This window comes from Capnocytophaga sp. G1920 (genome assembly GCF_051417515.1).
Window position 1 is genome coordinate 65,787 of sequence record NZ_JBPRKH010000015.1, and the last position, 13,434, is coordinate 79,220.

The window sequence follows — 13,434 nt, forward strand, 5'->3', positions numbered from 1 at the left end:
TACTAAATATTAACATTTATTAGTAATTCGCGGTTTGAATTAGCTTCTCATTGATAGCAAATTAGCTTTCTTTCTCCTTGCTCACTTCAAAGAGGAATTTCTTTTCTTGGTCGGTTAAACTTGCATAACCACTGGCACTGATTTTCTCTAACAGTTGATTGACCTGATGTGCTCGTATCTGTTGTTCTTCTGAAACGACTTTCTTCTCTTTTTTAGGAGACTCTTCTTGGGGCGTTTTTGCTCTTTTAGGAATACGAAAACTGTACTTTGAAGTAAGTCCTGCGAATATCCCTCCTAAAATACCTCCGAAGTGGGCTATCTTACCTCCTGTGTTTACTGATATATTCAGTATATCGAAAAGTATAAAAGCCAATATAACGTACAGCAATTTTATTTTAAAGGTAAAAATATAGACATTATAAGAGGGAAACAGGGTTACCACGAAGGCTAAGGCTCCCATAACAGCAGCTGAAGCTCCTAAAAGCATCGTATTATCAGTGAAGGAGGGGAAGAAGTAACCTATGGTTAGAAATGTGATTCCGCCACCTATAATCCCAAAGCTATACGCTTTTACAAATTGTTTTCCGTTAAAGAGATTGAAGAAAATATGCCCTGTGAAAAATAACAGGAGCATATTCCAAAACAGGTGTTGAATGCTTACGTGATAGAAAGCATAAGAAATGAGCGTCCAAGGTTGTTTTAAAAACAGAGGTAACGATTGAGGCATACATAGCCACTGATTAAGCTGCTCTTGTGTTACTTTGTTAGTATACACTACAAGTTTGCTTATACCCAATAGCAATGTACAAACCACAATTACGCTATTAGCTGTGTTTAATTTTCTTGACATTGACGTAATATTAATGAGGCTGTTTTTTCGCTTGCTCCTTCTCCGCCTAACCTTTCTCTCAACAAAACATAATCTTTAAACACTTCGTAACGGTGCCTATAAGTAGTGAGCTTGTTAAGCTCAGTTTCTAAATTCTTTTTAGTAAGGTCACCTTGAATAAGCTCAGTAACCACAGGCTTATCCATAATGAGGTTTACTAATGAAATGTACTTGAGCTTGATAATGCGTTTGGCTATATGATAAGAAATCCAATTGCCTTTGTAACACACCACTTCGGGGACGTTGAGCAAGGCGGTTTCTAAGGTTGCCGTACCACTGGTTACAAGCGCTGCATAAGACACCGAGAGCAAATCATAAGTTTTACCGCTTACAAAATGCACGTTTTCTTCTTTGATAAAACGTTTATAGAAGTGATAATCAATTGAGGGGGCTCCTGCTATTACGAACTGATACTGATGAAAATCATCGACTATAGAGAGCATTATTTTTAGCATCTTGGCTATTTCCTGCTTTCTACTACCTGGTAAGAGTGCTATAATAGGGCGCACATCTAAGTTATTTTCCTTTTTAAAAGTCTGCTCATCTACTTCTTTGCGCTGTGCAATAGCATCGAGCAAAGGATGACCAACAAAATGCACGCGGTATTGGTGTTCTCTTTCGTAGAAATCTTTTTCAAACGGGAGTATGACGTACATAAAATCTACATCGCGTTTGATTGCTTTTATGCGGTTCTCTTTCCAAGCCCATATTTGTGGTGAGATGTAGTAATGAGTAGGGATATGTTGTTGTTTAGCCCATTGGGCAATGCGCATATTAAAGCCGGGATAGTCTATAAAAATAAGAACATCGGGGTTGAACTGGGTGATATCTTTCTTACAGAAATCGATATTGCGCAAGATAGTGCGCAGGTTCGTAATCACTTCCCAGAAGCCCATAAAAGCGAGGTCTCGGTAATGCTTTACTTGTGTACCTGCCACCTGTTGCATTTGGTCGCCTCCCCAAAAGCGGAATTCGGCTTTTGGGTCTTTTTCTAATAGGGCTTTCATTAGGTTAGCACCGTGCAAATCACCAGAAGCCTCGCCTGCTATAATATAATACTTCATTTTTCTGCGGTTTGAAAGTTTAATACATTATTAGTTTTTAATAGCGGTATTGTTTAGATACGCTGTGATGGCAGCGTGGTAAACTGATGAGGTGCCTTTTTTGACCTTAGGTAATACTTCATAGGAAGCCCTGAGCTGTGGGTCTTTAAGGACGAGCTGGGCATAACGCACGGCTTCTTGGAACTTAGTGCGACAGCCTAATTGAGCTTCGGAAGCTGGTACGCGGGACTTAGAAGGGGCTTTACAGACTACTGTTTGTCCTTTAACTTTTCGGAAAACGAATGTTTTACCAATCATACCAGAGAGTCCGTTTAAAATAACATTTCGACTTCTTGCCATAATACAAATTGTTTTTTGGAATTAATAGTGCAAAGGTATGGCAAATTTTTGGTATATCAAAATTGGTGTGAGTCGTACAAACGGGTATAATTAGTAAATTAGCAAATTTGAGAATTAGCAAATAGGGACGGAAGAATAAAATAGTGAGTATAATTAGTAAATTAACAAATTTGAAAAATAGCAAATGGGGACGGAAGAATAAAATAATGTAGATGAAAGGCTTATTTAATGGTTAATGGTTAATGATTAATGGTTAATTTGGGAGAAGCTTATAGGAAAGACGGTGCGAGCCGCACGGGCAGATAAAGAAAAGACGAACAAAAGACGAACAAAAGACGAACAAAAGACGAACAAATAACGAACAAAAGACGAACAATGAACGAACAAAAGACGAACAAAAAACGAAGGAAAAGTGGGGGTGAGTTAAAGCTAAGATAGAGATAAAAAGAGGGTGATTAGTAGATTTCAACTTTACTAAAATTTGAAACTTTGGCAGAGTTCGTTTTGGAAAGAAGGGGTAAACCGCACGGGTAAATATAGAATGAAGGTAGGATAGTTGGTTTTGAAAGGATAAAGAAAGAGTGATTAGAGAATTGTAAAAAAGGATATATATTACTGAAAATCAATAGATATTATATATGAGTAAAAAAGATTTTCGATATTAGTGAATTTATACATTATTTTTTCTTATTTTTGCCGTTCTAAACAAACTCATCATTATGATAGACGCACACAAATTATCTATTGGTTTACTACTACCTATTGAAGCATACGAAGGGGCTATTCCTAAGATGGAAAACCAAGTACAACTCATTCAGCGAGCTGAAATGTTAGGCTTTAATGCTGTGTGGGTGCGCGACATTCCTCTATACACTCCTGATTTTAACGAAGTAGGACAAATGTTTGACCCGTGGATATATTTGGCACACATTGCTACTCTTACCCAAAGTATTAAGTTTGGCTTTGCGAGTGTAATACTACCACTGCGTCACCCTTTACACGTAGCCAAAGCTTCGGCGAGTCTTGACGTGCTATTTCCGAAGCGTTTTATGATGGGAGTTGCTTCTGGTGACCGACCTGTAGAATATCCTGCTTTTAATGAACTTTATGAATCACGGAGTACTCGTGTATTGGAGCATATGGCTATGTTACGCGACTTGTGGAGCAAAGAGTTCCCTACCTACAACAATGAGTATGGTACCCTAATGGAAAAAATGGGTGATGTAGTGCCTAAGCCCTTGCATAAAAATATACCAATGTATGCCACAGGGCACATAGGAGGAGTGAATTTGGAATGGATTGCGAAAAACTCGGACGGGTGGATTTACTACCCAAGAGATTTTGCTCTCACTAAGAAGATAATACAAGACTGGCGCAAAGCTCTTAAACAAGAAGGAGAACCTCCTAAACCTTATATTCAACCTGTGTATATCGACCTAAAAGATAACCCTGATTTTGAACCAGAGAAAATGGACTTAGGTTTCCGTTTAGGACGTAACTATTTATTGGATATGTTCTTAGAACTCGGGAAAATAGGGGTTAACCATATTATGCTTGTACTAAAATACTGTTCTCGTCCTGCAAGTGAAGTGCTTGAAGAAATAGGAAAAGAAGTATTGCCACACTTAAAATAAGCGCAAATTATGACCATTACTCAATACCAATATGTGTTGGCTGTAGCGAAGTACAAGAACTTTACTACCGCTGCTGAACACAGTTTTGTTACCCAGCCTACCTTGAGTATGCAAGTGCAGAAATTGGAGGAAGAATTGGGGGTTACTATTTTTGACAGGAGCAAAAAGCCTTTACAGGTTACTGAAATAGGAGAACAAATCGTTAAACAAGCCCAAGTAATTGTAAATGAAGCGGGGAGAATGAACGATATAGTAGCGCAACAAAAGGGGTATATAGGAGGTGAGTTTCGCGTGGGGATTATCCCTACCGTCTCCCCTACTCTACTACCTATGTTTCTCGCTAATTTCATCAATAAATACCCTAAGGTATGCCTAAAAATTGAGGAGCAAACTACTGAAAACATCTTGAAAAAGATAGAGGACGGGAGTTATGATGCAGGAATTTTGGCAACCCCTCTGCACAATCCGTCGATAGTAGAAAGACCGTTATACTATGAGCCTTTTGTAGCTTATATTCCACAAAATCACCGTTTACAAAACTCTAAGACTATCTATTCTGAGGATTTGGATATCAACGATATATTGATGCTTGAAGACGGGCATTGTTTTAAGGACAGTGTACTGAATATCTGCAACCAAGATGTGATAGACTCAAAAGAGCACTTCCAACTAAAAAGTGGTAGTTTTGAAACCTTGGTACGCTTGGCTAACGAAGGCTTAGGAATGACTTTGTTACCATATTTACACTCTTTGGAACTGAAAGAGGAAGAAAAGAAACGGATTCACTATTTTGCTGAGCCTTACCCTGCGCGCGAAATCAGCTTGGTATATCACAAAAACGAACTAAAAATGCAAATCATCAAAGCCTTACACGACACTATTGCAGGGGTTATACGAGGGGCTATTGTTTTCCAAAATGTAAAAATTATCAGCCCAACAAGAGAAAGGCACAGAATTTGATAAAGCTAAGAACTAAGAATTGAAAGTTAGCTAAATTATTAAAAAACAATTTTAGAATGAAAAATATTTCAGCAGTATTATTTTTATTATTTATTTCATTTGCGTCTTGTAGTTTTACAAGTAAGAAATTTGACAATCCAGATAAAGACAAGGATAGAGTACTTTTGGACATTGTACAACACGTACTGGAAAACGCGCATTTTAGTCCGATAAAAATGGACGATGCTTTCTCTAAGAAAGTATTTGACAGTTATTTGAATAATATTGATGGGCAGAAGCGTTATTTTCTACAATCGGATATCAACGAGTTTAAAAAGTACGAAAACCGTTTGGACGACGATTTGAAAAACGGAGAAATTGCATTCTTCAATCTTTCTTACGAACGCCTCAAACAACGTATGAAAGAAGCAGAAGCAATTACCAAAGCTATCTTTGCTAAACCTATCAACCTGAATACCAATGAAACGATTAATACCGACTATGAGAAGTTGCCTTTTGTAAAGAACAAAGCTGAGTTACAAAACCGCTGGAAACAAGTAATTATTTTCACTACGCTTTCTACTTATATCACTAAACAAAAGGAAGAAGCGAGCAAGAAAGAAAAGGACGCTAAATATCAGCCTAAAACCAATGAGGTGCTCAAAAAAGAATCGATAGAAGCTACTCAAAAGACATTGGCTGATATGTTCAGTATGTACAACGACATCACTCGTGAAGAGTGGTTCAGTATGTTTGTGAACGCTATTACTGAGACTTTCGACCCCCACTCCAACTATATGGCACCAGACATCAAAGAAGGTTTCGACCGAGATATGTCGGGTAAGTTTGAAGGTATAGGGGCACAATTACAAAAGAAGACTGATGGGATTGCTATTACTAATGTGATTTTGGGAGGGCCAGTATGGAAAGGTAAACTCCTTGAAGTAGGCGACCAAATCCTAAAAGTAGCACAAGGAGCCGGTGAACCCGTAGATGTAGTAGGAATGCGTTTAGACGATGCGGTAAAACTTATTAAAGGGCCTAAGGGCACTGAAGTACGCCTTACCGTAAAACGCGTAGACGGCACAATAGAAGTAGTGTCTATCATTCGCGATGTGGTAGAGATTGAAGAAACTTATGCCAAATCGGCAGTGATAACTGCTAATGGTAAACGCTATGGACTTATCAACTTACCTAAATTCTATATCGATTTTGAAGATGTAAACCAACGCAATGCTGCAACCGATGTGGCTCTTGAAATAGAAAAGCTCAAAAAAGAGAATATAGACGGGCTTATCGTAGATTTACGTACCAATGGAGGGGGCTCCTTAAAAACAGTAGTGGATATAGGAGGTTTATTTATTCCTAAGGGACCTATTGTACAGGTAAAATCATCACGCGGAAGTCGTGATGTACTCTCTGACAACGACCCTAAAACACAATGGGACGGTTCGCTGGTAATCCTTACCAATGAGCTTTCGGCATCAGCCTCAGAGATTTTGGCAGCGGCTATGCAAGACTACAAACGCGCTATCATCATAGGTGGTAAACAAACCTTTGGTAAAGGTACCGTACAAAGTTTTGTAGACCTTAATAGTTTCTTGCGCCAAAACAATTACGGCGACCTTGGTGCTATAAAAATTACTATTCAGAAGTTCTATCGTATCAACGGAGGGTCTACCCAGCTAAAAGGTGTAGAAAGCGATATCGTAGTGCCTGATAAATACAAATATATTGATATAGGCGAACGCGATATGCCCAACGCTATGCCTTGGGATAAAATAGAGCCTGCTAAGTACACTACTTGGACTAACAATGCCAACTTTGATAAGGCAATAGAAAACAGCAAAAAACGCATCAGTGAAAATCAATACTTAAAGCTTATTGACGAAAACGCTCGATGGATAAAACAGCAACAGAAAGACAATGTTTTTCCTCTCAACTACGAAGCTTACAAAAAAGTAATTGAGAAAAACGAAGAGCAATCTAAAAAGTTCAAAGCAATTAACGATTACAAATCTAACTTGAAATTCACTTCAGTAGCTTCTGATGAGGCTAAAATAAAAAACAGTGAAGACCTAAAATTACGTCGTGATCGTTGGCACGAAAGTCTTGAAAAAGATGTGTATATAGATGAAGCTGTGAAAGTATTGGAAGATTTAAACAAATAAGACAATAAGTAATACATTATAAAAACATTGGCAGAGCGAGGAGCTTTGCCAATGTTTTTATTTTGGGTATATGGGAAATTTGTTATACCTTTGCACTACATTTTGTCTGTTACCTAAATAGAAATGCGTTTTAAGATACTTAGTATTATATAATGAAGCAACGACTGATATTTATCGATGTAATACGCGCTTATGCCATCTGTATGATGTTACAAGGGCATTTTATCACCGCTTTACTTGCTGAACCATACTGTGACGAAAGTAACCCTTACTATCATATTTGGCATTATTTCACAGGTATTACCGCACCTGTATTCCTTACCATTTCAGGCTTTATTTTTACCTATTTGCTCATTCGAGAAGGCGAACGCAGTGGTGTAGGACTCAAGAACCCACGTGTGAAGAAAGGAGCAAAACGCGGATTAATGCTTATAGCAGTGGCGTGTATTTTGCGGAAAAGCATCTATTTCGTAGATATTTTGCATTGTATAGGGTTAGCTCTCATCATAATGGTAGGACTCTACTTATTAGCTAGAAATCACGTGAGGCATTTCCTTCCTACAATGCTCATCGGCATTACTTTACTACTTTTCACCTTCAACGAGACCTATAACCAATATGAATACTCTTGGTTACCCCAAGTAGTAGCCAATTACTTTACTCCGAAATACGGTACTTTCTTTACTATTTTTCCTTGGTTAGGCTTTGTGACCTTAGGAGGCTTTATGGGATCGCTATTTTACTATTACAGAAACGCCAAACACTTATATACAATATATACACTACTACTTATTGGCATCGGAGCCATTTTTCACTTCCAATATCACACTTTTCACTTCTTATATAGCATTACAGGGTGGGAACACTTTGAAAGTTTAGCACACAATGGCTTTCTTTTTTTGAGAATGGGTGACACTCTTTGGACATTTGCTGTATTTGTAATCTTACGAAATGTACTTACTGCCCATTTTTTACAACGTATAGGACAAAACACCCTTTCTATTTACATCATTCACAGTATTGCGCTCTATCACTTTATTCCATATTTCAACTTAGATTACTATCTTCATAAAAGCTTAAACCCTACCCAAGCTGTGATAGGTGCTATTGCCTTTGTGATAGGTATTTTAATTCTTTCATTTTATTATCACAAAGTCAGCAAATATATAAAAGAAAAATATTTAAACAAGAAAACCATTGAGAAATAAAATGGCAGCCATAGAAATCTTTACCAGCAAAAAGAAAAACATTTTTCTACTATTCTTAACCATTATTTTCTTAGCAATAGGCTTATTCTGTTTTCTAAATGCCAATGGATTATCTAAAGACGGCAAAAGAAACATTGTTTTTATAGAGGCTATAGGTATTATCGTTGTAGTTTTTGCTTTAACAGCTCTATTTTTTATCATAAAAAACTTGCTAAACAATCAATGGGTACTTGCCATAGATGAAAAAGCCCTACACATAAGAATACAAAAGTATTATCTTATTCCTTGGAAAGAAATAATAGGTTTTCAAGAATTAGAAATCAAAGGGAACAAGAGTATTTTGATACAAGTGAGAAATCCTGAAACTCTTATTGCTAATGAAAAGAACTTTTTTGTAAAAAAGATGATGCAATGGAGTCAGAAAATGTATGGAGCTCCTATCAGTATTGCAAGTTCCACAATGAAAATCAGTCATAAAGAACTTGTTTCGCTACTTTTAGAAAGTTTAGCTACTTATAATAAAGATAAAAATCAGTAAAAATATACATTTAAAAACTTTACGTAAAATTTTATCTTCATTCGTTTGTCTTTATCTTTATCAGAAGAAAAGTAATGAGAAAAATAATCACTGATTTATAAGTCTTTACTTTTTTATTTACAGAAAATACAATAAAAAAGTTTTAAAAAATTTGGAATATAATAGCAAATACCCGTATATTTGCACTCGAAAAATTATTTATATCATTGTAATTGCGGGAGTAGCTCAGTTGGTAGAGCGTCAGCCTTCCAAGCTGAATGTCGCGAGTTCGAACCTCGTCTCCCGCTCTACAAAAAAAGCCTGATAACAATATGTTATCAGGCTTTTTGTTTATCATTTCTATTTTTATAACATTGTATGCTTCCTGAGCTTCATTGCTAACTCCCAAATAGCAATTCCTGCACTTACCGAAATATTCAGAGAATGTTTAGTACCATACTGTGGGATTTCTATCACCTCATCAGAAGCTGAAACCACTTCTTGTTCCACTCCTTTTACCTCGTTGCCAAAGATAATAGCATATTTTTGCTTTCCGTTAGGCTGAAAATCATTCAGCATTGTGGAATTTTCAGCTTGCTCAATGCTAATAATATAAACACCTTGCTCTTTTAGCTTTTCTACTGCCGAAAGTGTATTTTCTACATATTCCCACACTACACTATCAGTCGCACCCAAAGCTGTTTTGTGAATCTCTTTGTTTGGAGGAGTGGCAGTAATCCCACAGAGGTATATCTTTTCAATTAAAAAAGCATCGCAAGTGCGAAAAACAGAACCTATATTGTTCAAACTTCTCACATTATCCAAAATTACTATTAAAGGTGTCTTTTCTGCCTTCTTAAATTGCTCAATATCCAACCTATTGAGCTCACTATTTGCTAATTTTCGCATATTAGAGTCTATTTACTTTATCTACTCCTTTAATGTTCTTAATATCTTGCATCAATTTTTTTAAAGTAGCATTATTGTTGATAGAAATAGAGACTTTCCCGCTGAATACATTGCCTTCGGTATCAATATTAATGTTGGTAAGTTTTACAAATTTGCTATCCAAAATCACTTTTGAGATATCGCTGATGAGTCCATCGCGGTCAATACCACTAATTTTAAGACTCACTTTGAAATCTCTTTCATCAGATTTTACCCATTTGGCTTGAATGATACGATAAGCGTAATTCGATTGCATCGAAATAGCATTCGGGCAAGTTTTTTTGTGTACCTTCACCCCTTCGTTGATAGTAACAAACCCAAAAATAGGATCACCAGGGATAGGATTGCAACATTTTGAAAAAGTATAGTCTAACGATTCTTCTTCTTTGCCAAACACAATGCTATCATAGTGAACGTTGGGCGAATAAATGGGTTCGTCAGTAGGTTTTTTTACTGCTTTATTTTTGAATAAGCCAAAGAAAGACGTGCGATGCGATACAAAATCTTTCAGCATTTGGTTGCTGATTTCTCCCGTGCCTGCTTGATAGTAAATATCTAAGCTCGTTTTTGTTTTGAAGTAACTCACCATCTCATTCATCACTTCTTCGTTGAGAGTAATCTTCAATTGTTTTAATTTTCGTACTAGAATCTCTTTCCCTTCGGCGGCAACGGTTTTTGTCTCTTCTTTTAAAGCATTTTTTATCTTACTACGAGCTTTGGCTGTGGTGGCATAGTTGAGCCAGTTTTTAGTAGGTTTTACATTTTCGGCAGTGATGATTTCCACCGTTTCACCACTCTTTAACACATAGTTTAAGGGCACTAATTTATTGTTTACTTTAGCTCCCCGCGTTTTTAAGCCCACTCCTGTATGGATATAAAAAGCAAAATCTAAGGGTGTTGCGCCTTTCGGGAGGGATTTTATCTCACCATTAGGGGTAAAGACGAAAATCTCTTTGGAATACAAGTTGAGTTTAAAGTCTTCTACAAAGTCCACCGCATTTGCCTCGCTGTTTTCAAAGATTTCTTGCAACCTATTAAGCCACATTTCGATGCCTTCTTCTTTTTGGTCGCCGTGTTTATACTTAAAATGGGCTGCATAACCTTTTTCGGCGATTTCGTGCATACGTTCGCTACGTATTTGCACCTCTACCCATTTGCCTTTTGGACCCATTACGGTAATGTGTAAGGCTTCGTAACCTGTAGATTTGGGTGAGGAAATCCAATCGCGCAATCGGGTGGGATTGGGACGGAAGTGGTCGGTAACAATAGAGTATATTTTCCAAGCCAAAAACTTTTCTTCGGCTGGTTCACTTTTATAGATGATGCGAATCGCAAATTTATCGTAAACTTCTTCAAAACTCACGCCTTGCGATTCCATTTTTCTGTAAATAGAATAGATTGATTTGGGTCGCCCTTTGATGGAATAATCAATTTTTTGTTGCGTCAAAGAAGTTTCTACGATTTTGGTAAACGCCTCAATGTATTCCTGTTGTTCTTCTTTGGATTCTTCCATTTTGTTTAGGATACTATTGTAGCGCTCGGGGTCAGTGTATTTAAGGGCGAGGTCTTCTAATTCTGTTTTGATGTTATACAAGCCAATGCGGTGAGCAATAGGTGCATAAATATAGAGTGTTTCCGAAGCTATTTTGGCTTGTTTGTATTCTGCCATCGAATCCATCGTTTGCATATTGTGGAGTCTGTCAGCAATTTTGATGAGAATCACACGCACATCGTCGTTCATCGTGAGGAGGAGCTTTCGGAAGTTCTCGGCTTGTAAAGAAATGTCATTTTCACGGCTCATACTCGAAATTTTGGTAAGTCCTTCGACAATATGTGCTACAGTGTTACCAAAAAGCCGTTCCATATCTTCAATCGTATAGTCAGTATCTTCTACTACATCGTGTAACAAAGCCGACGCAATGGCTATGGCGTCTAATCCTATTTGTGAAGCAACAATTTTAGCTACGGCAATAGGGTGAAAAATGTAAGGTTCTCCGCTTTTTCGGCGTTGGTCTTTGTGCGCATCAACAGCAGTGTCAAACGCTAAGCGAATGAGCTTTTTATCTTCATCGCTAAGGGTTTGATAGCTGATACGCAAGAGTTCTTTATACTCGCGCGCAATGGCTTTGTTTTCTTCTTCTAAGTCGATGTTTGTTTCCATAAATAAAAATGAATGTAGAAATTCCAACTTTGGCAAAGTTTGAAACTTTACCAAAGTTTTAGAGCTATTTTTTTATTTAATAGTAGCCGATAATTTACGGAGCTTGATAGCCGTAAGGATTTTTTTGGTATACAATGGGAAGTCGGCACCGAGAAGCCAACCAAAATATCCTGGTTCTTCGTCAAAAATATCTTCTACACGTTTACCTTTGTGTTTCCCAAAGGTAAAGATTTCTTCGCCTTTGTCATTATAACCAATAAAACCAGCAAAGTCGGCTATTTGTTTGCGATAAGTAAACTCGCTGAGCTTTTTGATGTTGTTCTCTAAGCTGTCATAACGGTCGAGCTGGGCTTTGAGGATTTCATAAGTGGCATTGGTATCTGCCGAAGCCGTATGCGCATCAATAAGGTCTTTACCACAATAGAATTTATAGGCTGCCGAGAGGGTGCGCTGTTCCATTTTGTGAAAAATAGTTTGTACATCTACCGATACGCGGTTTCCCAAATCAAAATCTACTTCGGCACGCAACATTTCTTCGGCAAGCAAAGGAATATCAAAGCGGTCGGAATTGTAGCCAGCAAGGTCTGAATCTTTTATCATATTATGGATTTGCTTGGCAAGCTCTTTAAAAGTAGGCTCACCCGCAACGCGCTCATCGGTAATGCCGTGCACATCTGAGGCAGCTTTGGGGATAGGAATAGTAGGGTTTACCAACCACGTTTTGCTTTCTTTATTGCCATTGGGGTAGACTTTTAAGATAGATATTTCAACAATGCGGTCTTTGGTAATATCGATGCCCGTAGTTTCAAGGTCAAAAAAACAAATAGGTTTTGATAATTTTAGTTCCACGATTTTAGTGAATAGTTAAAAGTTAAGAACAAATAGTTTAGAATAAAAAAATTATGCTTCTTCTATTTCGGCAGAAAGTCCCGCATCAAGAAGTGCGGTGCAAAGCGGTTTTAGAAAATCATAACTTCCTGATTTTACATCGCATTTTCCTTTGAAATGTACAATAATAGCGCATTGCTCGGCTTGTTCAAAGGTGTGATGACAAACCTTTACTAAGGTGTCGATAACGTGGTCGAAAGTATTGACATCATCATTGTATAAAATGAGATGACATTCGTCTTCCAAAAGTTCCGTTATATCACCTTCGGCAAAAGTTTCTTCTTGATAATTATTCCGTAACATAATTTGTTTTTATGATGATACAAAAGTACAGCAAATAAATGAATTGTGCAAATGCTTAACGGATATAATAAGTTTTTAGCAAAGGTTATAAGCACAAAAACGCCAAAAGAAAGTGTTTTCTTTTAGCGTTTTATCTTTTTCTTGCCATAGCATTACTATCACATATGATACATTTATTATTATTTGAATCCATATACTTTTAATTTAAATTATAAATCATTTAATTATCTTCTATAATCATTAACATTGGCAAAGTTTAAAACTAAGGTTGTAAGGAACATTTTTAACTATCTGAATAAGAATACATTTTTGAAGGATCTCCTCCGCAATGGATTACAATTTCTTTAATTATTTCATCTTGTAAACCATAACA

The 13,434-nt window shown here is 37.0% G+C and carries 12 protein-coding genes and 1 tRNA gene; 6 read left to right on the plus strand and 7 right to left on the minus strand.

All coding sequences use genetic code 11. The annotated features are described in order from the left end of the window. Window positions 1-61: 61 nt before the first annotated feature. Genes ACSQ7D_RS09440 through ACSQ7D_RS09450 form a run of 3 tightly spaced genes read right to left on the minus strand, consistent with a single transcriptional unit; the run spans window position 62 to window position 2,292 of the window. Window positions 62-850: a rhomboid family intramembrane serine protease gene (locus tag ACSQ7D_RS09440; protein ID WP_437136069.1), complete on the minus strand. Its 789-nt coding sequence runs from the start codon at window positions 848-850 to the stop codon at window positions 62-64. Next, on the minus strand, window positions 835-1,953 hold the full coding sequence (lpxB, locus tag ACSQ7D_RS09445; RefSeq protein ID WP_323977717.1) for a lipid-A-disaccharide synthase: 1,119 nt from the start codon (window positions 1,951-1,953) through the stop codon (window positions 835-837). The genes ACSQ7D_RS09440 and lpxB overlap by 16 nt, the downstream gene beginning before the upstream one ends. A 30-nt stretch (window positions 1,954-1,983) precedes the next feature. Further along, the gene (locus tag ACSQ7D_RS09450) at window positions 1,984-2,292 is read right to left on the minus strand and encodes a hypothetical protein (RefSeq protein WP_002672653.1); all 309 of its coding nucleotides are present in this window, start codon (window positions 2,290-2,292) and stop codon (window positions 1,984-1,986) included. A 719-nt stretch (window positions 2,293-3,011) separates the two neighbouring features. On the opposite strand from ACSQ7D_RS09450, the gene ACSQ7D_RS09455 reads away from it, so the two are divergent. The 6 genes from ACSQ7D_RS09455 to ACSQ7D_RS09480 all read left to right on the plus strand — a co-directional run bounded on the left by ACSQ7D_RS09455 (window position 3,012) and on the right by ACSQ7D_RS09480 (window position 9,069). After that, window positions 3,012-3,926: an LLM class oxidoreductase gene (locus tag ACSQ7D_RS09455; RefSeq protein WP_314784779.1), complete on the plus strand. Its 915-nt coding sequence runs from the start codon at window positions 3,012-3,014 to the stop codon at window positions 3,924-3,926. 9 nt (window positions 3,927-3,935) lie between these two features. Then, on the plus strand, window positions 3,936-4,886 hold the full coding sequence (locus ACSQ7D_RS09460) for a hydrogen peroxide-inducible genes activator (protein ID WP_002672662.1): 951 nt from the start codon (window positions 3,936-3,938) through the stop codon (window positions 4,884-4,886). 56 nt (window positions 4,887-4,942) lie between these two features. Further along, window positions 4,943-7,036, plus strand: coding sequence for a carboxy terminal-processing peptidase (locus ACSQ7D_RS09465; protein WP_437136070.1), 2,094 nt, complete (start codon window positions 4,943-4,945; stop codon window positions 7,034-7,036). Window positions 7,037-7,188: 152 nt separating this feature from the next. After that, entirely contained in the window at window positions 7,189-8,244 is a 1,056-nt protein-coding gene (locus ACSQ7D_RS09470) for a heparan-alpha-glucosaminide N-acetyltransferase domain-containing protein (RefSeq protein ID WP_437136071.1), read from the plus strand. A 1-nt stretch (window position 8,245) separates the two neighbouring features. Further along, window positions 8,246-8,782: an STM3941 family protein gene (locus ACSQ7D_RS09475; protein ID WP_308766669.1), complete on the plus strand. Its 537-nt coding sequence runs from the start codon at window positions 8,246-8,248 to the stop codon at window positions 8,780-8,782. A 214-nt stretch (window positions 8,783-8,996) separates the two neighbouring features. Continuing rightward, window positions 8,997-9,069 (plus strand) — tRNA-Gly (locus tag ACSQ7D_RS09480). A 58-nt stretch (window positions 9,070-9,127) separates the two neighbouring features. Here ACSQ7D_RS09480 and ACSQ7D_RS09485 read toward each other — a convergent pair. From ACSQ7D_RS09485 to ACSQ7D_RS09500, 4 genes are all read right to left on the minus strand, one after another. After that, window positions 9,128-9,670, minus strand: coding sequence for an RNA methyltransferase (locus ACSQ7D_RS09485; RefSeq protein WP_053580786.1), 543 nt, complete (start codon window positions 9,668-9,670; stop codon window positions 9,128-9,130). A gap of 1 nt (window position 9,671) precedes the next feature. Further along, entirely contained in the window at window positions 9,672-11,870 is a 2,199-nt protein-coding gene (locus tag ACSQ7D_RS09490) for a RelA/SpoT family protein (RefSeq protein ID WP_437136073.1), read from the minus strand. Between the two features lie 72 nt (window positions 11,871-11,942). Further along, window positions 11,943-12,719 (minus strand): 3'-5' exonuclease, encoded by a 777-nt coding sequence (locus ACSQ7D_RS09495; RefSeq protein ID WP_002672676.1) that lies wholly within the window; start codon window positions 12,717-12,719, stop codon window positions 11,943-11,945. Between the two features lie 51 nt (window positions 12,720-12,770). Next, the gene (locus tag ACSQ7D_RS09500; protein WP_437136075.1) at window positions 12,771-13,061 is read right to left on the minus strand and encodes an ATP-dependent Clp protease adaptor ClpS; all 291 of its coding nucleotides are present in this window, start codon (window positions 13,059-13,061) and stop codon (window positions 12,771-12,773) included. Window positions 13,062-13,434 lie beyond the last annotated feature (373 nt).